At 59.6% G+C, this 22,264-nt stretch carries 23 protein-coding genes; 5 read left to right on the top strand and 18 right to left on the bottom strand.

What is annotated here, in order from left to right:
* Positions 1-68: 68 nt before the first annotated feature.
* From DCC25_RS01095 to clpS, 4 genes are all read right to left on the bottom strand, one after another.
* On the bottom strand, positions 69-878 hold the full coding sequence (locus tag DCC25_RS01095) for an MBL fold metallo-hydrolase (protein WP_110099760.1): 810 nt from the start codon (positions 876-878) through the stop codon (positions 69-71).
* Between the two features lie 188 nt (positions 879-1,066).
* Positions 1,067-2,011 (bottom strand): glutamate racemase, encoded by a 945-nt coding sequence (murI, locus tag DCC25_RS01090; RefSeq protein ID WP_110100298.1) that lies wholly within the window; start codon positions 2,009-2,011, stop codon positions 1,067-1,069.
* A complete protein-coding gene (locus DCC25_RS01085) occupies positions 2,008-2,715 on the bottom strand; it encodes a DUF2017 family protein (protein ID WP_110100297.1) in 708 nt (235 codons plus the stop codon). Before DCC25_RS01085 ends, murI begins: the two co-directional genes overlap by 4 nt.
* A 49-nt stretch (positions 2,716-2,764) precedes the next feature.
* Positions 2,765-3,103, bottom strand: coding sequence for an ATP-dependent Clp protease adapter ClpS (clpS, locus tag DCC25_RS01080; RefSeq protein ID WP_110099763.1), 339 nt, complete (start codon positions 3,101-3,103; stop codon positions 2,765-2,767).
* A 240-nt stretch (positions 3,104-3,343) separates the two neighbouring features.
* On the opposite strand from clpS, the gene DCC25_RS01075 reads away from it, so the two are divergent.
* Positions 3,344-4,624, top strand: coding sequence for a nicotinate phosphoribosyltransferase (locus tag DCC25_RS01075; protein WP_110100406.1), 1,281 nt, complete (start codon positions 3,344-3,346; stop codon positions 4,622-4,624).
* Positions 4,625-4,681: 57 nt separating this feature from the next.
* Positions 4,682-5,359: an isochorismatase family protein gene (locus DCC25_RS01070; RefSeq protein WP_110100296.1), complete on the top strand. Its 678-nt coding sequence runs from the start codon at positions 4,682-4,684 to the stop codon at positions 5,357-5,359.
* Between the two features lie 100 nt (positions 5,360-5,459).
* Here DCC25_RS01070 and DCC25_RS01065 read toward each other — a convergent pair whose 3' ends face one another.
* From DCC25_RS01065 to DCC25_RS01050, 4 genes are all read right to left on the bottom strand, one after another.
* Positions 5,460-7,247, bottom strand: coding sequence for a DEAD/DEAH box helicase (locus DCC25_RS01065; RefSeq protein WP_110098678.1), 1,788 nt, complete (start codon positions 7,245-7,247; stop codon positions 5,460-5,462).
* A gap of 166 nt (positions 7,248-7,413) precedes the next feature.
* Positions 7,414-7,767, bottom strand: a complete 354-nt coding sequence (locus DCC25_RS01060) for a DUF3039 domain-containing protein (protein WP_110098677.1) — start codon at positions 7,765-7,767, stop codon at positions 7,414-7,416.
* Positions 7,768-7,851: 84 nt separating this feature from the next.
* Positions 7,852-8,784 carry a co-chaperone YbbN gene (locus DCC25_RS01055; RefSeq protein WP_110100295.1) on the bottom strand — a complete coding sequence of 311 codons (933 nt, stop codon included), beginning with the start codon at positions 8,782-8,784 and terminating at the stop codon, positions 7,852-7,854.
* 80 nt (positions 8,785-8,864) lie between these two features.
* Positions 8,865-10,697 (bottom strand): hypothetical protein, encoded by a 1,833-nt coding sequence (locus DCC25_RS01050; RefSeq protein WP_110100294.1) that lies wholly within the window; start codon positions 10,695-10,697, stop codon positions 8,865-8,867.
* A 274-nt stretch (positions 10,698-10,971) separates the two neighbouring features.
* On the opposite strand from DCC25_RS01050, the gene DCC25_RS01045 reads away from it, so the two are divergent.
* Positions 10,972-12,084, top strand: coding sequence for an AI-2E family transporter (locus DCC25_RS01045; protein ID WP_233487814.1), 1,113 nt, complete (start codon positions 10,972-10,974; stop codon positions 12,082-12,084).
* Here the strand turns inward: DCC25_RS01045 and DCC25_RS01040 are convergent.
* Complete coding sequence (locus DCC25_RS01040; RefSeq protein WP_110100405.1) at positions 12,081-12,428, bottom strand: hypothetical protein; 348 nt, start codon at positions 12,426-12,428, stop codon at positions 12,081-12,083. The genes DCC25_RS01045 and DCC25_RS01040 overlap by 4 nt on opposite strands.
* Before the next feature lie 92 nt (positions 12,429-12,520).
* Between DCC25_RS01040 and nucS the strand changes: the two genes are divergently transcribed.
* On the top strand, positions 12,521-13,216 hold the full coding sequence (nucS, locus tag DCC25_RS01035; RefSeq protein ID WP_110100293.1) for an endonuclease NucS: 696 nt from the start codon (positions 12,521-12,523) through the stop codon (positions 13,214-13,216).
* Positions 13,194-14,171 carry a hypothetical protein gene (locus DCC25_RS01030; protein WP_110100292.1) on the top strand — a complete coding sequence of 326 codons (978 nt, stop codon included), beginning with the start codon at positions 13,194-13,196 and terminating at the stop codon, positions 14,169-14,171. Before nucS ends, DCC25_RS01030 begins: the two co-directional genes overlap by 23 nt.
* Positions 14,172-14,356: 185 nt before the next feature.
* Here the strand turns inward: DCC25_RS01030 and DCC25_RS01025 are convergent, their stop codons facing one another.
* The 9 genes from DCC25_RS01025 to atpB form a co-directional block, all read right to left on the bottom strand.
* Positions 14,357-14,707: a hypothetical protein gene (locus DCC25_RS01025; RefSeq protein ID WP_110100291.1), complete on the bottom strand. Its 351-nt coding sequence runs from the start codon at positions 14,705-14,707 to the stop codon at positions 14,357-14,359.
* 39 nt (positions 14,708-14,746) lie between these two features.
* On the bottom strand, positions 14,747-15,034 hold the full coding sequence (locus DCC25_RS01020) for a F0F1 ATP synthase subunit epsilon (protein WP_110098671.1): 288 nt from the start codon (positions 15,032-15,034) through the stop codon (positions 14,747-14,749).
* A 3-nt stretch (positions 15,035-15,037) separates the two neighbouring features.
* On the bottom strand, positions 15,038-16,492 hold the full coding sequence (gene atpD / locus DCC25_RS01015) for a F0F1 ATP synthase subunit beta (RefSeq protein WP_110100290.1): 1,455 nt from the start codon (positions 16,490-16,492) through the stop codon (positions 15,038-15,040).
* Between the two features lie 48 nt (positions 16,493-16,540).
* Positions 16,541-17,431 carry a F0F1 ATP synthase subunit gamma gene (locus DCC25_RS01010; protein WP_110098669.1) on the bottom strand — a complete coding sequence of 297 codons (891 nt, stop codon included), beginning with the start codon at positions 17,429-17,431 and terminating at the stop codon, positions 16,541-16,543.
* A 62-nt stretch (positions 17,432-17,493) separates the two neighbouring features.
* Positions 17,494-19,131, bottom strand: coding sequence for a F0F1 ATP synthase subunit alpha (atpA, locus tag DCC25_RS01005; protein ID WP_110100289.1), 1,638 nt, complete (start codon positions 19,129-19,131; stop codon positions 17,494-17,496).
* 78 nt (positions 19,132-19,209) lie between these two features.
* A complete protein-coding gene (locus DCC25_RS01000; RefSeq protein WP_110098667.1) occupies positions 19,210-20,022 on the bottom strand; it encodes a F0F1 ATP synthase subunit delta in 813 nt (270 codons plus the stop codon).
* Entirely contained in the window at positions 20,022-20,597 is a 576-nt protein-coding gene (locus DCC25_RS00995; RefSeq protein WP_110098666.1) for a F0F1 ATP synthase subunit B, read from the bottom strand. Before DCC25_RS00995 ends, DCC25_RS01000 begins: the two co-directional genes overlap by 1 nt.
* A 76-nt stretch (positions 20,598-20,673) precedes the next feature.
* Entirely contained in the window at positions 20,674-20,889 is a 216-nt protein-coding gene (locus DCC25_RS00990) for a F0F1 ATP synthase subunit C (protein WP_110098665.1), read from the bottom strand.
* Between the two features lie 184 nt (positions 20,890-21,073).
* Complete coding sequence (atpB, locus tag DCC25_RS00985; RefSeq protein WP_110098664.1) at positions 21,074-21,886, bottom strand: F0F1 ATP synthase subunit A; 813 nt, start codon at positions 21,884-21,886, stop codon at positions 21,074-21,076.
* Between the last annotated feature and the right edge of the window lie 378 nt (positions 21,887-22,264).

Here is a 22,264-nt window from a genome sequence, read left to right as displayed (position 1 = left end):
GTCCTTTTCTTGCCTTATTTGGCCTTATTCGGGCCCCGCGCAGGGGGCTGTCTGTGTTCACGTCGGTCTCAGACGGTGTAGGTCACTCCCGAGACCGCCACCGCTAAGGGCCCGGCAAAGCTACGACGGGCTTCTTCGGCGACAGTCAGCGGATCGTTCCACACCGGCAGGTGGGTGAGCAATAGCCGGGACACGTCAGCGCGATGGGCCATCTCGCCCGCGCGCTGACCGGTCAGGTGCACCCCCTCAATCCCGTCATCACGACCTTCTTGAAAGGCTGCCTCGCACAGGAAAATATCGGCGTGATCGGCTGCTTCCACCAGCTCATCACAGGTGTCGGTATCGCCGGAATAGGTCAGCGCCGACCGCACGGTGTCGCCGCCAATGTGCTCTTCGGCCTCAATGCGAATGGCGTAGGCCTCATCAATCGGGTGACGCACCGGATAGGGGGTGATCGTCATCGGTCCCAGCTTCACCGGGACCCGACTCTGCCAGTGCTGAAAATCAAATTCTTCGTGCATCCCCGGGTCCAGGTCGAGCCCGTAGGCGATAGCCATCCGATCAGCAGTGGCAGCCGGCCCCCAGACGGGAACCCGTCCGGCCCGCCAGCCGGAGGGATCCCACCGGATCGCCACATGCATGCCACATAAGTCCATGCAGTGGTCCGGATGCAGATGCGAGAGACAAATCGCGTCCACCTCGTCCAACGAGATGTAGCGTTGCAAGGCACCTAAGGCGCCGTTGCCCAGATCCAGCAGGATGCGATATTTCTTCGGGTTGCCCTGTTCGTCGACACCTTGGGCCGAGACCAGGTAGCACGATGCTGGAGACCCGGGTCCCGGAAACGAACCGGACGACCCGATAATGGTCAACTTCATGAATAGTGCTCCTGCGCGGTCGTGGTGCTCGCCGAGGCAACCTGCTGGCGATTGTCTTCCTGACTACCATAACCCCGGACCCCGGTCGACACAGAGTCGGTGCCATCACGACCGAGAGATCTACCCCACGTTCACTACCGGGTCTGGCCAGTTCCGAACCCGAACAGTCGGGCGCCTGCTAGGCCCGTTCAGGCCCGCAGGTGCTCCGCCACCGCCTGGTCGATCACCCGCAACGTTCCGGTGGGATACTCTTCGGCCACGGTTCTGATTTCCTGCACCGAGGAGACCTCAGGACCTAAGAATCTCCTGGCCAGACGCTGAAACTGCTCCGGGTTGCCGGTGGCCATAAATCGGTATTTCTCTCGCTGACTACCAGGAACCCCGTCGGGACGAAGGGTCGGCGCTGAGTCAGTGGCACCGGCTGGATTTTCCAGCTGATATTCCACCAGCGCACGGTAGACGCTTTGGGCCGTGGCCTCCGAGGACGTAACCAAACTCACATCAGCTCCCATCACGTAGGAGATCACACCGGTGAGCAACGGGTAGTGGGTGCACCCCAGCACCAGCGTGTCAACACCTGCGGTCTTCAGCGGCGCTAAGTATCGCTCGGCCACCGAAATGAGCCGTTCCCCGGTGGTGATACCGGCCTCCACAAAGTGAACAAATTCCGGGGCGGCCACGGAGGTGATCTCCAATTGCGGAGCAGCGGCGAACATATCGTGATAGGCCCCGGAACTGATCGTGGCCTCAGTACCGATGACCCCAACGCGCCCGTTACGGGTGGTAGCCACCGCCCGGCGCACGGCCGGTTGAATCACTTCCACCACCGGGATGCCGTACCCGGCGGTGTATCGCTCGCGGGCATCACGTAGCACCGCCGAGGAGGCCGAATTGCAGGCGATCACCAGCAGTTTCACCCCGGCATCTACCAGCTCGTCCATGATCGCCAAGGCCAGCTGACGCACCTGGGCAATCGGGCGTGGACCATAGGGTGAGTGAGCGGTATCGCCGACGTAGACAATGTTCTCATCGGGCAACTGATCGATGACGGAGCGGGCCACGGTCAGCCCGCCGACCCCGGAGTCGAAGATTCCAATCGGAGCCTGGGGTTGGGGTTCAGGGTGGGTACTCATCCGCGTTCTCCGTGCATTAGGGCCACCATCAGCGTGTCAAGCAGCCACGAACTAAAGTTGTACAGCAAAGCCATGTAGGACTCCACCGATTCGGCCCGATCCAATGAATTCACCCCAGCAATCTTACGAGCATCGTCTTCGGTGGTGATTTCTAAGCGCTTCGCTAGCACTAAGCGGACCTGATTCAACGCACGAGCAAAGGCCTGCGCGGTGGGCGTATCCAGCACGAGGTGCCGGGGCTGTAGCGCGGCCCAGGCGAGCTGTAAGTCCTGAATCTTGTCGGCCCGAATGGCGTCCTCGGCCAAATCGCGGAACTCTTGAGAACCCGATTGCGCATCGTCGCCACTACGTCCCGGCGGGAGCAGGGCCGCCACGGCCGGGTCGGATCGATCCGGAAGCGGCTCCAGCCCGGAGGATTGCCCGACCAAATCCCAAAACGTGGCGTCAATGTCCTGGCTTAACTCGCCGGTAGATGCAGTGTCGGCGGGGCCCTGCTGTGTGGATTCGTCGGGTTGCTCGGATTGTTCGGGTTGCTCGGAGTCTTCCGGCCGGTTCAGCACCGAGTCCCGGGTTTCCGCACCCTCGGGCAGGGCTCCACCCAAGAGTTGAATGACATCGGCAAACAGCGAGCGCAATAAGCGGCGTTCTTCAGCTTCTAGGTGCGCGGTATATCCGCGAATCCCCGATTTAAAGGCACGTGCCATACGTGGCAGACATCTCCTGTGGTCTCGTGATGTGGCCCAGCTGTGTGGCCTACTGATGTGGCTCGTAGGTCGCCCACAGCCCAAAACCGTGCATGGCCTGAACGTGCCGTTCTGCTTCTTCTTTTGTCCCGTTGGCTACCACGGCTTTGCCTTCTTGGTGGACCTGGAGCATCAGTGAGTGTGCTTGAGCCTGGGAGTACCCGAAATAGGTCCGAAACACGTAGGCGACATAGCTCATCAAATTCACCGGGTCATTCCAGACAATCACTTTCCAGGGGCTGGCAGGTTGCTGAGAGCTCTCGGTGAGTATATCGCTGCGGGTGTCCTCATCGGGTACCGCCGTGGCATGCACCACTGGAGAAGAGAACGACAACTGTAGTCTGGCCATGAGTTCAGTCTAAAACACAACGAGAGTTGGTTCAGATCGTGCCACCGTGGAGGCTTGTCTGAGCTACCCCGATGCCGTGCGTGCAGTGGCGCGCTGCAGCGACGCTGATGTTCTCACCGCTGGGGTCTTGGCATCCCGGTCAGACAGAGTAGTGTTGTTTAAGTGAGTATTCTCGATCACTCAGAGACCAATCGCGGGTTTTGGCCGTCCTCGTTATTCACCGACCACTACGAGCTGACCATGCTCGATACGGCGATGGCCTCCGGTGCCGCACATCGACCCAGCATTTTCGAGCTCTTTGCACGACGTTTGCCCGAGGGACGACGTTACGGTGTGGTGGCCGGAACCGGCCGATTCTTAGAAGGCCTGAAGCACTTTCGTTTCACGGACGCCGAGCTTGGTTTTCTCTCCGACCACCGGGTCGTTACCGATCAAACCCTAGCGTGGCTGGCCGATTTCACGTTTTCGGGCACCATTTACGGTTATCCCGAAGGCGAAGTGTATTTCCCGCACTCCCCCATCTTGCAGGTTGAGGCCACCTTCGCCGAGGCTTGCCTGCTGGAAACCTACGCCCTGTCTATTTTGAACTACGATTCCGCCGTGGCCTCGGCGGCCTCGCGAATGGTGCGGGCTGCCGGGGGGCGCCCCTGTATTGAAATGGGGTCCCGGCGTACCCACGAGGAATCTGCTGTGGCCGCCGCTCGGGCTGCCTATGTGGCTGGATTCGGTTCCACCTCGAACCTGGAAGCCGGTGCCCGCTACGGTATTCCGACCGGAGGCACCGCGGCACACTCGTTGACCTTGCTACACGACACCGAGCGCGAGGCCTTCCAGGCTCAGGTCGACACGCTCGGTCCGGACACCACCTTGTTGGTGGATACCTACGATATTGCGCAAGGAGTCCGCACCGCCGTGGAGGTGGCCGGTCCCGGATTAGGCAAGGTCCGGATTGACTCCGGTGATCTGATTGAGCAGGCCCACTCGGTGCGCGAATTGCTCGATGAGCTGGGCAATACCGACACCGGAATCATGGTCACCTCGGATCTGGACGAATACGCCATTGCCGGATTGCGCTCGGCTCCGGTGAGTGCTTATGGGGTGGGCACCAAACTGGTCACCGGCTCCGGGGCACCCACCGCCTCCATGGTTTATAAGCTCACTGCCCGGGCTGCCGACGATGGATCGTGGCATAATGTGGCTAAAGCCTCCCAGGGGAAGAAATCGGTGGGTGGCCGGAAATATGCGGCCCGCCAGCTAACTCCTAGCGGAGTGGCCACCGCTGAGTTGCTCAGCGTGGATGAACCTATCACATCCGATCAGACCCATCGAGATCTGGTCGTCAAGCTCGTTGATCACGGTGAGATTGACGAACGCTATATCGGTCAAGCCGGTGTGCAGCGGGCTGTCGCCCGGCACCGTAAGTCCCTGGCTGAACTCCCCCGGACGGCCTTCCGTTTACAAGCCGGAGACCCAGTCATTCCGTCACTATTCCAGGAGATTGACTTCCCCCGGGACAGATAGGATATGCTAGCTCAGCATCGTCACAACGCACCTCTCGATCCAAAGGAACATAAGACCATGCGTGCATTGGTGATCGTGGACGTCCAGAAAGACTTCTGCGAGGGCGGTACATTAGCCGTCGAAGGTGGTAATGCCACCGCAACCAAGATTTCAGAATTCCTGGAGAAAGCTCATTCACAATACGATGCCGTCGTCGCCACCCGCGACTGGCACGTGGAACCGGGCCCACATTTCGCCCAGAACAACGACGAGGAACCCAACTTCAGTGACACCTGGCCGGTTCACTGTGTGGCCGGAACCGAAGGTGCTGAACTCAGCGACTACCTCGACACCGACCATATCCAGGCCGAGTTCCTCAAGGGCCGTTACGACGACGGCTACTCCGCGTTTGAGGGGCTGTTGGGCCAGCCCGATGAAGTTCGGTCGGACGCTCCCACCGGTAACGCCGGCCCCTATGGCGCCACCGCCGCAGCAGCCAGCGCCGTGGAAGATGGTGCACCGGATCTCAATGCGTGGCTGGCCGAACGCGATATTGAAACCGTGCACATCGTCGGCATTGCCACCGACCACTGCGTGCTAGCCACGGCCCTGGACGCCGTCGATGCCGGCTACGATGTCAAGGTTTTGGCAGATTTGTGCGCCGGTGTTGATCCGGCGGAGTCCGAAGACGCTCTCTCGGAAATGGAAGATGCCGGATGCCACGTCGGTCGGTGCCGGGCCATTCTGGCTCACTAAAGCCGGTACCGAGGCCAGCCTGAATGCTGGCACCAGCTTGCGATAAACCTCTCGTCAGCCACCGAGCCCACTGATCCCGGGACGGTGGATGCCGGGAGGTTTATTTCTTGCCCACAAACCATTTTTGCAAGGTATTAATGCGGGTTTGTAATTGTTCTCGGGAGGCCTGGGCCACCGCAGGGCCTCCGGAGATCTCTCGCAACCGGTTATGGATCACCCCGTGTGGAGTACCACTGCGGGCAGCCCAGGCAGACACCATCGAGGAGAGCTTTTTCCGGAGTTCTTTCATCTGTCGGTGGTCAACCACCGCTGGATCCTGGGAGGATGTCGTGGACTTGGCGGGCCGGTTTTTCAGGTGATTGGCCTGGTGCTGTTTGAGCAGGATTGAGACTTGTTCGGCATCGAGCAGACCTGGGATGCCGAGGAAATCGAGTTCTTCGGCAGATCCCACGGCTGCTCCCGCACCAAATTCGCCTCCATCGAACAGGACCTTGTCAAAAGCAGCGTCGGATTCCAAGGCACGGAAGGTGCCTTCGGTCAGACGTGACGAGGCCGACTCCTGTCGGTTCGCTTCCTTCAGTTCTCGTTCTTCGGCGGCCTCCTCAAGATTCTCCACTTCCACGGCGCCGGTGACTTGAAGGGCGTGGTCACGTTCTGTTTCCAGCTCATTGGCCAATGCCATCAGCTTCGGCACCGAAGGCAAAAACACCGAGGCGGTCTCACCGCGCTTACGTGAGCGCACGAAACGTCCCACCGCCTGAGCGAAAAACATCGGCGTGGACGTGGAGGTGGCATACACCCCCACACACAGTCGCGGCACATCCACCCCCTCGGACACCATGCGCACAGCCACCATCCAGCGCTGATCGGAGGTCGCGAAGCTCTCGATCTTCTCCGAGGCCGTCGGGTCATCGGAGAGAACCGTGGTCACCGGTTCGCCACACACCGCCTGAAGTTGGGCTGCATAGGCCCGGGCGTCCTCATGGTCGGTGGCAATAACCAGTCCTCCGGCGTCGGGCACGTTGCGACGAACTTCGCTGAGACGACGATCGGCGGCTTTGAGCACCGAGGGGATCCACTGTCCCTCGGGGTTCAGTGCGGTGCGCCATGCCGATTGAGTCATGTCCTTCGTGGCAGCTTCACCCAGCTGGGCTTCCATCACTTCGCCGGTTGATGTTTGCCAGCGCATCTGCCCGGAATAGGCCATGAAAATCACGGGACGCACCACATGGTCTTTCAGCGCTGGCCCGTACCCGTAGGTGTAATCAGCCTGCGACCGCAGCACTCCATCCCCCTGATCGGCGTAGCGCACGAAGGGAATCTGGGCGTCATCGGAACGGAAAGGAGTACCGGTCAGTGACAGTCTGCGCGTGGCGGGTTCGAACGCCTCTTTGATGCTGTCGCCCCAACTGAGTGCGTCACCGCCGTGGTGGACCTCATCGAGAATGACCAGCGTGCGGGCTGCTTCGGTGCGGTTACGGTGCAAAACCGGTTTTTGGGCCACCTGAGCGTAGGTCAGGGCCACACCCATATATTCTCTTCCGTGATGCCCATCGGAATTCTTGAAGTTCGGGTCAATGGCCAACCCGATACGAGCCGCAGAATCGGCCCACTGCTTCTTCAAGTGTTCGGTCGGTGCCACCACCGTCATCCGGGAGATCACCCCGGATTCTTTCAACATTTTGGCCACGCGCAACGCGAAAGTGGTTTTGCCCGCACCCGGAGTAGCCACGGTGAGAAAGTCTTTGTGCGGGGCCGAGAAATACTGTTCTAGCGCCTCTTGCTGCCACTGGCGCAGTTTCGAGGCGGTGCCCCATGCAGCGCGTTTCGGCAGAGCAGGGGGGAGATCTTCTCCAATCTGGAATAACGCATCAGGTTGCTCACTCACTGATTGGCTCCTCCCCGGCCTGTATGTCCCCTACGGTTGTGTCTGCTGTGTTCGTGCTGTGTCATCTCACCGGTGGCTAGACCAGCAACCCGGCCGGCACCACGACAAAAGCTACCCGAAGACACAGCGTGCTCGGGTAGCTTTGACGGTCCGGTTCTGTCGGAGTTTATTTCTTGCCGCGCCCGAATCCGAAGAATCCGCGGCCACCGCGGCCCTGACCGGACTCAGCATCCCCGGACTCCATACCTTCCCAGATTTCCAGGCAAGACGGGCACATCGGGAACCGCTCTGGATCCCGTGAGGGGACCCAGACCTTGCCGCACAATGCGACCACCGGGGTGCCGTTGATCATGGCATCGGCAAGCTTATCTTTCGGCACGAAGTGTTTAAAACGTTCGTGGTCCCCGGGTTCGGTCGCTTGGCGCTGTTCTTCGCGTTCCAACACACCCGTTGACCCACCGCTAAGATCCTGCTCGGGATCCACGGAAGAGTTCAGCACGGATATCGTCTCAAAAGTCATGCCTCTATTCTAACCCTCATCACGCCCACGGGTCGCGTTCCGAGGATCCGCTCATGGCCTCGACCGGTATCTAGCCAGCTCGGTCTAGAACAAGGCCATTGCCAATTTCTTCCGAGATTCTCCCACGCGCGGGTCGTGATCGCCGACGATCTGATACAACTCGACCAGGTGTGCCCGGGCCGTCTCCCGGTCGTCACCAAAGTGGGAGGCAATAAATTTCACCAGACGGGTGAAGGCGTCCTCGACGTGACCTCCCAGCAGATCCAGATCGGCCACATCGATCTGGGCCTGGACGGCATCGGGATTCTCGGCTGCTGCGGTGCGGACCTGTTGGGCATCCATTGACTCGGTGCGTTGCAACAATTCGACGCGGGCCACCCCGGCTTTGGCGTGCTCGTCCCGGGGGTTTTGTTCCAAGACCCGCTGATAGGCCGCGATTGCACCGTGATAATCGCCGGCGGCAACAGCATCTTCGGCCTCTTGCAAATGCGGTGGCAGGTGTCCTTCAGCGTCGGCTTCGGCTGCCACCAGTGGAGGAACTGAGCCCGACAGACCGTTTTGGACTGCTACCGCGTTCAATTCATCCAACAGAGCCTTCATCTGCTCAGCAGGGGCCGGAGCATTGAGTAGCGGCATCGCTTGCCCACCCAGAATGGCCAATACCATCGGAGCTTGGGCACCACCGAAGGCCTGCAAAATTTCGGGGTGCGTGTCGACGTTGACACGACCGGCGGCAATGCGTCCGGCGCGCGCATCGATTTCTGGAACCAGAGCCTGGTCAATCTGTGCCGAAACCTCATCGGTGGCCGAACGAGCCAGGTGAATGATGACCGGAACCTGATTGGTATGCTCCAACAATTGTTGCAGACCCTGCTGATCCATATCGGTCAGCACCCAGCTGGCCTCCGATCCACCATCCGCTCCCCCAGCGGGCGAACCGGGGCTCTGTTGCTGTAGTTGCGTCAGATCAACGGCTCCGCGCGATTGGGCGGGGGTGGCACCGGTGGATTCGGTCATCTGCAGGAACTCCTGTCGTCGGGGATTATTGCCCGTGGACACCCTGGGGCCACGAGACTCGATCACGTTCTGGGCTCAGTCTACTCACTGCTGGTTTCTGACAGCGATGAGGAATACCCCACGAGCTGAATTTCACCCTCAGCCGGAATCAGCAGTGCCAGCTGTTCGCGGTACTTGAGTCGTACCTCGGTACTGTAGGTCCCCGCAGCGTCTTCCTCCGCTGTGGCTTCCTCGCCCTCGTCGGTGGCTGCTTCCTCGTCAGCGTTGTCAGAGTCGTCCAGCCCGGCAGCTACCTTGCCCACATTCACGGTGCCACCCTCTTCGGGAGTAAATGTCGTGGTCGACGAGCCCGCCCCCATCACCAACACCGAACCATCACTGAGTTTCAGTGCGGTCATCGACTCGTTATACAGGCTCCGCGTGTGAGAGACCTCAGTATTATTCTCCGACTGGGCGTCAACCTCTTGGCTTTGCAACTCATGAATTGCTTCGGTGTAGGCGTTATCGGCGACCCTGTCGGCTGCATCAGCCTCAGGGTCATCGAGATAGGCCACCACATCGGTCAAGGCATCCTTGGGTGAGGCCACCGCACCGGCGTCCTCATCCTCGGCTAATTCGGTCACGTCGGTATCGGTCAGGTCACCGGCCGGAATCTCCACACCGTCCAAGACCGGGGTATTCGCCACCAGCTGGTATTGTTCTCGGGCCGAGGGTTGAGTCAACGTCAATAATTGCGGGTATTGCGAGTCCTCATCGCTTTGCCCAGGCTCTGCGCCGGTGAGCACCATCATGGTGCGCGGGAACTGCTCCTCGGGTTCCATCCAGGCCCGTTGTATTGAGTCCTCCGAAATCGGAACAGGCGAGGAAACCTCTTCATCAATACCTCGGTTGCGATAAATTTCAGAGCGCATGGTGCGAGCTTGGGCCTGCACTCGGTGACCGAGATCCTCGACGTTTTCGGAGGCGTCACCTTTTTCGACCGCAGAATTGATCCGTCCCAGGATGGTCTCGAGCTGATCCGGGAAGACCACCGGAACCACGGCGTCCTCGGGCACCGCGGAGGCATCCTCATCAATCTGTGACTCCACCGGAGCATTATCGGGTTCCTCGGTGTTTTCTGCCTGTGCGGTGAGCACCGAGGTGGTTGCCAGGATCATGCTGGTGATCACCAGCACAGCACTCACTCGGCCCAGGGTCGAGATCGATCCGGACCCTGATTCACCCGCAGCTGGCACCTGCGCCTGCTCACGAGCCGGGGCACGGCCAGCAGCACGGCGTCCCGAAGGCTTTTTCTTCGCCTTGGACCGGAAACTCACCAGCGCCCAAATCAACAAGATCAGCCCGATCAGCACCAGTACTACGCCGATCACCATCAGCGGAGTGACCCACGGCGATTCGGTCTCATCCGTCGCCCAGGTGACCGATAGCTCGGTGGGAGCAGGGGTGGTGCCATCGGTAGCAACTAACAGGGCCCAATCGCCTTCTTCCGGGGCGGCCCAGCGCTGAGTGACTTCACCCTCCACGGTCTGGGTAGCCATCCACAGATCAGAATTGACCGGATTGGGAACCTCAGATTCCCCCTCCACGGTTTCAACAGTCACCACCGGGTCGTCGCCGGAGTCGTCGATACCGGTGATCTCGGTGTGAGCAGCATCGCCAACCCAGGCGTCAATATCCCGGCGCTGCCCCAGCATTAAGGTGAACTCGCCCTCACCGGTGAGCGTATATTCCGCCGTCTGATCGTCCTCCACCTCAATACCGGGGGTAATGATTGTCAGCGGCGCTTCCGAGTCGGAGGCCTCGACGCTGGCGGTTCTTTCCTCTGGGGGGGACCAGACGGTCTGCAACCCAACGGATACCACCATCGAGGCGATTCCGAGCACCAGAGACAAAATACCGAAAAAAACTTTCACCTTGATCTCTTCCAGATCTCTGAACGGTCACGACAGTTCCACTTAGTTTAGCGTGGATCCATCCCTAGCGAACGCACCTGCTTACCCAACACGTCGGCATCGGACACCGGTAAGGTACTGTGCACAGCCGTTGCCGTAGCGTACCGTATGAACCGTGAATCCCGAAGAGTCCGCCTCATCCTCCCAGCGCCCCGGGCTGCTCGGCCGCCTGAAATCCGGCGTTCGATCCGTGCGCGATCGATTGCCGTCACGGCCACCCCGACCACGATTTACGGTGGATGATCCTCCCGCTACATCGCAACCGGAGTCAGGCTCTACTCCCACCGAGACCGAGACCGAGGCCTTACCCACCTATAGCGCCCGTCCCATCCAGACCGGTTTCATGGTGACCATCGGGGTCGGCATCGCCTTAGCGCTGTACTGGGTCCTGTCCAATAACTGGCAACTGGTGGTGTGGATTCTGGCCGCATTGTTCATCACCCTGGGCCTGGACCCGGTGGTGCGCAAGATCGTCCACTGGGGCGCACCCCGCTCGGTGGGTGTGTTGATCGCGGTGGTGTTACTTTTGGCGGTCTTTGCCCTGCTGATGTGGATTCTGATCCCCACCGTGGTCACCCAAACTGCTGATTTCATCCAGCAGATCCCTCAGCTGGTCACCGACTTCTTAGAATCGGACATCTTCCAACGATTGGATGACCAATTTGATCTGAGGAGTACCGCGTTCACCGAACTGAATCGTTTTGTCAGTAACACCGATAATGTCACTCGACTCGCCGGTGGCCTCTTCGGGGTCGGTACCGCGATCATCAACACGGGTTTCTCGGTGCTGATTGTGATCGTTCTCACGCTGTATTTTTTGGTTTCCCTGCCCTCGATTAAGTTCTGGGCCCACCGCTTGGTCCCCTACAGCCGGCGTCGTCGTACCGAGGAACTATCGGAAAAAATCACCCGGTCCGTCGGCAATTACGTGATCGGTCAAACGGTTGTGGCCACCTTGAACGGTATTGTCGCCTTCACCGCGGTGAGCATTGCCGGGCTTCCCTTTTCGGCCTTGTTGGCCACCTTCGCCGGGTTCATGGCGTTCATCCCTCTGGTCGGGGCGGTGATCGGTGGCACCGTGATTACTCTGCTGGCGTTGCTGACCGGCTGGCAATCAGCTTTGATCTTCGCCATCATCTACTTCATCTATCTACAGGTCGAGGCCTACCTGGTCTCACCGAGAGTGATGCGACGGGCGGTTTCCATCCCGTCCTCGGTTGCGGTGATTGCCGTGATCGCCGGAGGCTCATTGCTGGGCGTGCTGGGCGCGCTGATGGCCATTCCGATTGCCGCAGCGATCATGACGCTGATCAAAGAGGTGCTCATCCCTCGGCAAGATGCGCACTAAAGTCCGAGATCCTGGCGACGATTTGTCCAACACGCTCGGTGCCAGTGCCGACGGTATTCCCCGGCCTGTTCATCGCCCATAATCCAATCCGCCCGCCAGGCCACCACGTGGGCTTGACCGGTCGGAATCCGGCGGAGACATCCCGGGCAGGTATAAGTCTTCACGGCCCGCCACGACGGAATCTCGCGCACATGCCAGTCCCCGCTGGCACTGTGTTCCAGCCGATAATTGGGGTCCAGCCCTTTCATTCCCCACTCTGGGCGATGCCCGTGTTGCTTGGTACGCTTGACACCCCGGCCAGACTTGTGGCGCTGAGACTGGCGCGGGCGGTTTCTGCGGGGCACGATGCCCATTGTGTCATATTCACCCGTGCGCGCCCAGCGCCGCCCGCTCTGCCGACTCGTGCAGGTGGTGGCCCCGCGGTACACTGGCCTGCGTGCGCTTAGTAATTGCCGAATGCTCCGTGATCTACCAGGGTCGGCTCCGTGCCTATCTGCCCCGGGCTAAACGTGTGCTGATGCTCAAAGCCGACGGTTCCGTCCTCGTCCATTCTGACGGGGGAAGCTATAAACCGCTCAATTGGATGTCTCCCCCAGCAACACTCCGCCCGACCCCGGTCAACAACACGCAACGAGAAGAAGGCATCCAACAGATCTGGACGGTGCAGTCAACTAAGTCCGACGACCGGCTCCTGATCCACCTCTACGAGGTCCTCGATGACCACACCTACGAATTAGGCCACGACCCGGGCTTGGAAAAAGACGGGGTCGAGGCCGATTTGCAACGCCTGCTGGCCGAACAGATCGACACCTTAGGCCCGGGACACACACTGGTCCGGCGCGAGTATATGACAGCCATTGGACCGATCGATATTGTCGCGAAATCCCCCCACGGAACCACCGTGGCCGTGGAGCTGAAACGCCGGGGAGATATAGACGGTGTGGAACAACTTACCCGGTATGTGGAGCTACTCAACCGTGACCCACTCTTGGCCCCGGTCGAAGGCGTCTTTGCTGCCCAACTGATCAAACCGCAGGCTCGGGTGCTGGCCGAAGACCGTGGCTTCCGCTGTGTCACTCTCGACTACGACGCAATGCGAGGCGTCGACGATGCCGAATCCCGCCTTTTCTAACGCCACCTCTCAGCACGAATCAGCTCGGCACGGAGTGGCTGACGGCCATATTCACGGCTTTGCGGGCGTGGATTTTGCGACCTCTCCGCTCGAGCGCGTTCTGGACTGCATCCAACACCTGAACGACCGCGGAACCCGGCATATCATCGCAACATTACCCACCATGGCCCCGCAGGCACTGCTCCGCCGGGTAGTCCAGCTCTCCCCCCTGGTTGACCGTCAACAGCTAGCCGGTCTTCATCTCGAAGGACCTTTTCTCAGCCCTGCAGCAGCCGGAGCGCATCCGTCGGCGTTGCTATTGACCGGTGACCAGCCCGAGGCCCGCGAACTGCTGAATCAGCTCGAGGTGATTCAGCAGCGTGCTCACCGGCCGGTGACCGTCATGACAATTGCTCCCGAGCTTCCCGGCGCCCAAGAAGTGATCGACCGTCTGCTGGCCATGGGAATTTCGCCGAGTCTTGGGCACACGGCCTGTTCGGAGCGGGAGTTTGTGACCGCTTGTGAGCGGATCACAGACAAGCTGCACGCACCGGTGCGTATCACGCACCTGTTCAACGCGATGCCGAGGTTCCACCATCGCGACCCCGGTCTTCTGCCGGCTATCTATCGGCTCGCGACCGGCGGGGAGGCCATCGTGGAACTCATCGCCGATACCCATCACGTTCATCCGCGCGCCGTGCAATGGTGCTTTGAACTGTTTGCTGATGCCATCACATTGGTTTCAGATGCCTCAGCGGCAACCTTTCCCGCTGGTGGTCACACCCTCGCGGAAACAACGGGCTATCATATGGGGCCGATTATGCTTTCCCGCGATCCCCACCGCAATCTTGCGACCGTCGCCGGGCGCAACACGTTGGCCTCGGGAGCCTGCGATGTTCCCGAACAGCTTCAACGCCTCAGACGGGCCGGAGGGATTCCGGACGCAGAGCTGACCGCTGCCGCGTGTCGGCTCTAAAGCGTGCCCAACGCCGGCCACAGGCTCGGGACGGACAAGGTATGTTTAGAAATACCTGCGACGCTGGACGCGCTCGGGGGCCTCACGCCAGTGACCGATTCCAACAGCTGGCCCGGATTCGTGCCAGGTCGTCAGCTCAGCGCAGTGATCAGCCGAGAGCGCCAGCGTTATCCGGGCTCCAGAGTCTAGGTCCAGTAGTTCCAGGCGAACATCTGAACCGGTGCGGTGGTCACTGGTGTCACGGTGTAGTTCCAAGACGTGGCGAGCCACCGAAAAATAAAATACGGTAGGGGCGAGATGGACCACACCGCCAGTACTTCCACGCTGGACTCATGGTACGAGACCACCACGCCTCGGGCCGTCGCCAGCTTCTCGCCCCCAACGGCAGTGAGCGCCTTGGCCGGGAAGGTACCGGGTGTTTTCAGCAGGGTTCGTCGCCGCCAGGCGATGATCCCTAATAACACCAGGCTGATTGCTATCACCAGGGCGAAAACCCAGGCCAGCACCAGCCCGATCGTCCCTACGCTATCGGCCAAGGCACCTCACTGAGCTGAATGTTCTTCTGCGTTGTGGAGTTAGGCACTCGGTTGTGACTCGTGCAGGCGCGCCTGCGTGGCAGCCAAGGTGACGCGATTTTCGTGAACAGAGAAGAACCCCCCGGATGCCTCTGCCACCACTGCAGACCCGTCGGCGGTCTCCACAACGACTTCACCATCACCCAGCACCGCCAGCATCGGGGTGTGGCCGGGAAGGATCCCGACCTCACCGTCAATGGTGCGAGCCGAGACAGACCGTGCCTGCCCCGACCACACCTGGTGGTCCTCAGCGACGATTTCGACGTTGAGAATATTCTCGTCAGCCATGGATTAGTTTTCCTTCTGAATCTTGGCCCACTCACGTTCCACATCGTCCAAGCCACCGACGTTATAGAAGGCCTGTTCAGCGATGTGGTCCAGGTCGCCATCGCAGATCGCCTTGAAGCCTTCGATGGTGTCCTTGATGGCCACGGTGGAACCGTCAACACCGGTGAACTGCTTCGCCGTGTAGGTGTTCTGCGACAGGAACTGCTCGATCTTCCGCGCACGCATCACGGTGACGCGATCTTCTTCAGACAACTCGTCGATACCTAGAATCGCGATGATGTCCTGCAGTTCCTTGTTCTTCTGCAGAATCTGCTTCACGCGGTTGGCAACCTCGTAGTGATCCTGACCGACATACTGCGGGTCCAGAATACGTGAGGTCGAGGCCAGCGGGTCCACCGCCGGGTACAGACCACGGGAGGCCAGATCACGAGTCAAGTTGGTGGTCGCATCCAGGTGGGCGAACACGTTAGCGGGAGCCGGGTCGGTGTAGTCGTCTGCGGGAACGTAGACCGCCTGCATCGAGGTAATGGAGTGACCGCGGGTGGAGGTAATCCGCTCCTGCAGCACACCCATTTCATCTGCCAGGTTCGGCTGGTAACCCACCGCAGAGGGCATACGACCCAGCAACGTGGAGACCTCGGAACCAGCCTGGGAGAAACGGAAGATGTTGTCGATGAACAACAGCACGTCCTGCTTCTGCACATCGCGGAAGTACTCTGCCATCGTCAGACCGGTCAAGGCCACGCGCAGACGGGTTCCCGGTGGCTCATCCATCTGGCCGAAGACCAGAGCGGTATCTTTGAGCACGTCGGCCTCGTCCATTTCAACCCAGAGATCGTTACCCTCACGTGTACGCTCACCCACACCGGCGAACACCGAGGTACCACCGAAGTTGCGCGCCACACGGGTAATCATTTCCTGGATCAGCACGGTCTTACCCACACCGGCACCGCCGAACAGGCCAATCTTTCCACCCTTGATATAGGGGGTCAGCAGGTCAATGACCTTAATGCCGGTTTCCAGCATTTCGGTCGAACCCTCAAGGTCTGCAATCGGCGGAGCTTGGCGGTGGATCGGCCAGCGCTCGGTTACCTGAAGTTCGGAGGCCGGCACATCCAGCGACTCGCCGAGCACGTTGAAGATATGTCCTTTGACGACGTCGCCAACCGGAACCGAGATCGCAGCTCCGGTGTCCTTCACCTCGGCGCCACGAACCAGACCGTCCGTGGACTGCATCGAAATAGCGCGCACCAGGTTCTCACCTAGGTGCTGGGCAACTTCGAAGGTCACAGTTTGGGTCTTGCCGTCAATCGTAATCTCGGCGGTGAGGGCGTTGTAGATCTCCGGCATAGCGTCAGCTGGGAATTCAGCATCGATCACCGGACCGGTTACTCGAGCAACGCGCCCCACCGCGCCGGCCTGCTGGCCTGTTGCAGTGTCATTAATGGTGGCAGTCATTTCTCTCACTTCACTGGTGGATGGAGTTTAGGTTTTTCGGGTTCGAACTTAGCCCAGAGCGTCTGCACCGGCGATCAGCTCGGTGAGTTCCTGAGTAATGGAAGCCTGGCGTGCATTGTTCATTTCCAACGTGTACTCGCGGATCAAATCCGTGGCGTTGTCACCAGCCGACTTCATAGCCCGCTGACGCGACGCCAGCTCGGAAGCCGAAGCCTGGAGCATGGCCGAAAAAATGCGAGACTCGATGTACTTGGGCAACAACGCGTCCAACACCTGCTCAGGATCGGGCTCGTACTCGTACAGTGGCAACAGCTCAGTTTCTTCGGTGACCTCTTCTTCCACAACTTCCAGCGGCAACAACCGCACGACCGTCGGGACCTGGGAGACCAGCGACCTGAACTCGGTGAACACGACGTGGATCTCGTCAACACCACCTTGATCGGTATCGGTCAGGAAGGCATCAACGAGAGTTTCGCCCACCTCTTTGGCGGTGGAAAATTCTGGGTTGTCGGTGTTACCGGTCCAGAGCTTTTTGTATTCGCGACGACGGAAATCGAAGTAGGCCTGAGCCTTTCGGCCGATCAGGTAAAGATCGGCTTCTTTGTTCTCGGACTTCAACCGCTCTAGCAGTTCCTCGGCGTGCCGTAGTACGTTGGCCGAATAAGCACCGGCCATACCGCGGTCAGCGGCCATGATCAGTACTGCCGACCGGGTGGGATTTTCCACCTCGGAGGTCAGCACGTGATCGATGTCCTGCTGAGAGCTCACCGCAGATACCGCACGAGTAATGGCATTAGCGTACGGAGTCGAAGCAGCCACGCGCTCACGCGCTTTACCAATACGCGAGGTAGCGATCAGCTCCATCGCGTTGAAGATTTTGCGCATGGAACCTGTCGAGGCGATCTTTTGGCGATACACCCGAATGTCAGATGCTGACATGCTTGTCCTTTCTGGCTAACTAGCAGGAGGGTCTGGATCAGACCAGGTGACTAGCTAGCTGTTCAGCGCTTCTGCTTGACGATCTTTTCCTGCGAGATGCTCTCATCGGCCATGGCCTCGTGTTCCTCGTGACCCGGCTGCACCTGGGAGTCGTTGCCCTGAGCGAGGAAGTTCTTTTTGAAGCTCTCCACCTCGGTCTTCAGCGTATCGACAATCTCGTCGGACAGCTTGCCGGTTTCGGCGATCTGTGCGGGAACTGAGGTCTGGCGACGCATGTGATCGATGAACTCACGCTCAAAGCGCGACACGTCCTCGACCGGCACCTCGTCCAAGTGGCCCTGCGAGCCGGCCCAGATCGAAACAACCTGGTCCTCCACCGGGTAGGGAGTGTACTGCGGCTGCTTGAGCAACTCCATCAGGCGGGCGCCACGGGCCAGCTGGCGACGGGTTGCCGGGTCCAGGTCGGAAGCGAACATCGAAAAAGCTTCCATGTCGCGATACTGAGCCAAGTCCAGTTTCAAGGTGCCCGAGACCTTCTTCAGTGCCTTGGTCTGAGCGGAACCACCCACGCGCGACACCGAGATGCCCACATCAACAGCTGGACGCTGGTTAGCGTTGAACAGATCAGACTGCAAGAAGATCTGGCCGTCGGTAATGGAGATGACGTTGGTCGGAATGAACGCGGAAACGTCGTTCGCTTTAGTTTCCACAATCGGCAGGCCGGTCATGGACCCGCCACCAAGTTCATCGGAGACCTTGGCACAACGTTCCAGCAACCGGGAGTGCAAGTAGAACACGTCACCGGGGTACGCTTCACGTCCCGGAGGACGACGCAACAGCAACGAGACCGCACGGTAAGCATCGGCCTGCTTGGTGAGGTCATCAAAGATAATCAGCACGTGCTTGCCGTTGTACATCCAGTGCTGACCAATAGCGGAACCGGCGTATGGGGCCAGGTACTTAATACCTGCCGGGTCGGATGCCGGGGAGGCCACGATCGTGGTGTATTCCAGTGCGCCGTGCTCTTCAAGGGTCTGGCGAACCGAGGCAATGGTGGAGGCCTTCTGGCCCACGGCTACGTAGATGCAACGGACCTGTTTGGTGGGGTCACCAGACTCCCAGTTGGCCTTCTGGTTCAGGATGGTGTCCACGGCAATCGCGGTCTTACCGGTCTGACGGTCGCCAATGATCAGCTGACGCTGGCCACGGCCAATCGGGATCATCGCGTCAATAGCTTTCATACCGGTCTGAAGGGGCTCTTCCACCGATTTACGCTCGGTCACACCGGGAGCCTGAGCTTCCAGCGGACGAGTGGTCTCCGCGGTGATCTCACCGAGGTTATCGATCGCGTTACCCAGCGGGTCCACCACACGACCGAGGAAGTTGTCGCCGACGGGAACCGAGAGCACCTCGCCGGTCCGACGTACTTCCATACCTTCTTCAATGCCCTGGAATTCACCCAGCACCACCGCACCGATTTCGCGGGGGTCCAGGTTCTGGGCCAGGCCCATCACACCGTTTTCAAAACGTAGTAGCTCGTTGGCCATCGCGGAGGGCAAGCCCTCCACGCGGGCAATTCCGTCAGCAGCTGAAATGACGTAGCCGACTTCAACACGCTCGGTGTCGGAAGGTTCATACGACTCAGCGAACTCGCTGAGGGCATTGCGGACGTCATCAGCGTTGATGGTCAAGTCGGCCATCTGCAGTCCCTGCTCTCTTCATCTCTGGTTGCTCTGCTAGCGGCAACCTCAGGTTGTCAATCTTGTCGAGTGCCGGTCTCAGCCGGCCATTTTTGTCTTGAGATCGTTCAGTCGCGCCGAGATCGAGGAGTCCACGACCTCATCGCCAACCTGAACACGAATACCACCGACCAGCTGTGGATCAACCTCAACGTTGAGAGTCAGCTCGCGGCCAAAGGCTGCGGACAGACCCCGCGCGAGACGATCCTGCTGAGACTGCTGTAGTGGTTTTGCCACCGTGACATCGGCGATCCATCGACGTTGCCGGGTTGCCACTACGTTAGCGAAGTGACGAACCACCGCAGCTGGCTTGGCACCGCGAGGAGCTTCTACCGCTTGGCGGACCAAGGCTTTGGTCTCTTCCCGGGCGTTGACACCCACCAGTTTCACGGCAAGATCGCCACGTGCACTGGCTGGTGCCTGCTGATCCGACAAAGCCCACTGCACCTCGTGGGATTCTTGAATCAGCTGGTCGAAACCCAACAGCTGTTCGGTGAGCTGTTGCAGTCCGGCAAGGCCCTCGCCTTCGGCGGAGGTAGCCGAGGCTTGTGCCGCTGCGGTCTCGATTGCATCGCCGAGTTCGCGTTCTTTCGACCAGCGCTGTCCGACCAGCAATCGCAGCACACCTAACGCGTTCGCGCCGACGTGATCGCTGAAGATACGCTCCACGAGGCCCTGTCGTTTGGTGGATTCTGCGGTAGGGTCAGCCAGGCTACGCCGCAGCGCTCCCTGCTGATCAATCACCCGAAGCGCGGCAAACAGCTCGCGGGCGGTGTCCAGTCCGTTGCTGGTGAGAAAACTCTCTAGCTCGGGACTGATATTGGCCAATGAATCACTCGATGCTAGAGACATCACTCAGTTGCACCTGCACTCGTGGTCGATCCTTGGGCAGCTTCGTTGTTCTCCAGGTCCTCCAGGAACCTGTCGACAACCCGCTGCGAGCGTGCATCATCGTCCAGGGCCTCGCCGACAATCTTGGAGGCCAGGCTGGTTGCCAGAGTACCGACCTCGGCGCGCAACGACGTCACAGCCTGTTGACGCTCGGCAGCAATCTGTACTGATGCTTGTTCGTTAATCCGTGCTGCCTCTTCGCTGGCACGGGTGCGGGATTCCGAAACAATCTGTGCTGCTTCTTCACGGGCGTCTTCCCGGATCTGATGTGCTTCGGCCCGAGCATCCTGGAGCTGCTGCTGATAGTCAGCCATCATGGCGTTGGCTTCAGCTTGAGCTTTCTCGGCCCGTTCCAGACCGCCTTCAATTTCATCAACTCGCTTAGTGTAGGAGGACTCCAGCGCCGGAGCGATGAACTTGACGACGACGAACATCAGCACCAAGAAGCCGGCTGAGGTGACGATGACTTCCCACCAGTTGGGAATTAGCGGGTTTGCACCTTCAGCCGCCGCGATGATCACATTCATACCGTTCATGTGAAAACCATCCTTTGGTGTACGTTCTTGACATTAGTGACCGGTTGACTCGCGACCGGTCGGGATGGTTTGACGGCTACGCGCCGATCACGAAGGCGAAGACCAGTGCCAGAATCGCAAGGGCTTCAGCCAGAGCGAAGCCCAGCAGCGCGATCGGCTGCAGGATACGCTGAGATTCGGGCTGGCGGGCAACGCCGTTGATGTAAGCGGCGAAGATCAGACCCACACCAATGGCGGAGCCGATAGCGGCCAGACCGTAGCCAATCATGTTCAATGAACCATGCAGTTCCATTGTGTTCCTTTCAAGATGCCTTTGTCGGCAGGTTGTGAGGGTTCCCGGCAGGCTCCGATGATTGACCGGTACCAGGAAGTTTTTGAAAGGTGTTTCTCTCACCTGATCGCCCGGATGGACGATAAACCTATGGGGTTATTTTCCTTTCGGCACGCCGTACACTGTGCATACGGTATACCGCAAGCTAGTGTTCGTTCGCGTCGATGGCACCTTGGACGTAAATCGCGGTCAGCAAGGTAAAGACGAATGCCTGCAAGACCATCATCAGCAATTCTAGGAAGTACAGAGCCACCGAACCGACGATGACCAGCACGCCGGTAGCCTGCAGGGCGAGGTTTCCAGTTTCGGTGATGAGATATTCAGCACCGGAACCGGCCAGCATCACAATCATGTGACCCGACAGCATCACGGCCATCAGACGTAGCGAGTGAGTCAGCGGACGGACAATGAAGTTGGAGATGATCTCCAGCGGGACCAGGGCCGGAAGAATCCAGCCGGGAACTCCGGCCGGGACGACAGCCAGCTTGAAGTATGGGAGGCCGTGGCGACGCACACCGGTCGCAATCCAGGTGACGTAGACGATCAACGCCAAGGCATAGGCAGCACCCGCGTGAGAGAAGCTGGGTAACTGCAGGAAGGGGATCGCTCCAAAGAGGTTATTGAAGAGAACAAAGAAGAAGATCGCAAAAAGGAACGGCACCCAGGACTTAAAGTGCTTCTCGCCAATAATGTCGCGCGCGATACCGTTGCGAACGAAGGAATAACCGGATTCGGCCAGGAACTGTGCCTTGCCCGGAACAATGGTGGGCTTGCGCATGGCCAGACCGAAGAAGGCCCAGATCAGCACAATCGAGAGGAGAATCATCAGCATCTGCTTGCCGAAGCCGGTCCCGTATTCGGCCATCCACGGAATAATTTCCGGGAGGTGCGTATCCTCAATCGTGGGAGGCACAAATTCACTTCCGACAGTGGAAGTAGCAAGCACGAGTGGAAGCACGCGAATCCTCTCCTCATAGATCACCACAAGCCAAGGTGTGATGAAGACGGTGTGGTGACGCTGACACAGTCATCGCAACGGCTACCCCGTTGCAGTCCGTAGAACAGCCTATCAAATGAGAGTGGGGTTACGGACACCTGGTCGGGGAATCAACCCAGATTTTTCCCGACTTAGCAACCCCCGCTCAACGGTTCGGCCTTGGTCATCACTTCCGGGACCACGGTCGAGTGTTCTACTTCTCCCCCATGGTCTCGCCCAAAAGGACTGGAGGCACCTCGGCGCCGGGCGGTGCTGACGTGGCATCACTCATGCGATGGCCCTCACCCACTGCATGTGGTTCATCTCATACCTGATGGTGCGCGGCAGGCAGGCCACCGA

Origin of the sequence: Auritidibacter sp. NML120636 (genome assembly GCF_003185945.1) — a bacterium.
Taxonomy (GTDB): Bacteria; Actinomycetota; Actinomycetes; order Actinomycetales; family Micrococcaceae; genus Auritidibacter; species Auritidibacter ignavus.
This window is presented reverse-complemented; position numbering and strand designations above follow the sequence as displayed.

Coding starts and splice junctions, on each gene's coding strand:
- DCC25_RS01095 (WP_110099760.1), bottom strand. CDS start 878: ATGAAGTTGACCATTATCGGGTCGTCCGGTTCGTTTCCGGGACCCGGG.
- murI (WP_110100298.1), bottom strand. CDS start 2,011: ATGAGTACCCACCCTGAACCCCAACCCCAGGCTCCGATTGGAATCTTC.
- DCC25_RS01085 (WP_110100297.1), bottom strand. CDS start 2,715: ATGGCACGTGCCTTTAAATCGGGGATTCGCGGATATACCGCGCACCTA.
- clpS (WP_110099763.1), bottom strand. CDS start 3,103: ATGGCCAGACTACAGTTGTCGTTCTCTTCTCCAGTGGTGCATGCCACG.
- DCC25_RS01075 (WP_110100406.1), top strand. CDS start 3,344: ATGCTCGATACGGCGATGGCCTCCGGTGCCGCACATCGACCCAGCATT.
- DCC25_RS01070 (WP_110100296.1), top strand. CDS start 4,682: ATGCGTGCATTGGTGATCGTGGACGTCCAGAAAGACTTCTGCGAGGGC.
- DCC25_RS01060 (WP_110098677.1), bottom strand. CDS start 7,767: ATGACTTTTGAGACGATATCCGTGCTGAACTCTTCCGTGGATCCCGAG.
- DCC25_RS01055 (WP_110100295.1), bottom strand. CDS start 8,784: ATGACCGAATCCACCGGTGCCACCCCCGCCCAATCGCGCGGAGCCGTT.
- DCC25_RS01030 (WP_110100292.1), top strand. CDS start 13,194: ATGCCGAATCCCGCCTTTTCTAACGCCACCTCTCAGCACGAATCAGCT.
- DCC25_RS01020 (WP_110098671.1), bottom strand. CDS start 15,034: ATGGCTGACGAGAATATTCTCAACGTCGAAATCGTCGCTGAGGACCAC.
- atpD (WP_110100290.1), bottom strand. CDS start 16,492: ATGACTGCCACCATTAATGACACTGCAACAGGCCAGCAGGCCGGCGCG.
- DCC25_RS01010 (WP_110098669.1), bottom strand. CDS start 17,431: ATGTCAGCATCTGACATTCGGGTGTATCGCCAAAAGATCGCCTCGACA.
- atpA (WP_110100289.1), bottom strand. CDS start 19,131: ATGGCCGACTTGACCATCAACGCTGATGACGTCCGCAATGCCCTCAGC.
- DCC25_RS01000 (WP_110098667.1), bottom strand. CDS start 20,022: ATGTCTCTAGCATCGAGTGATTCATTGGCCAATATCAGTCCCGAGCTA.
- DCC25_RS00995 (WP_110098666.1), bottom strand. CDS start 20,597: ATGAACGGTATGAATGTGATCATCGCGGCGGCTGAAGGTGCAAACCCG.
- DCC25_RS00990 (WP_110098665.1), bottom strand. CDS start 20,889: ATGGAACTGCATGGTTCATTGAACATGATTGGCTACGGTCTGGCCGCT.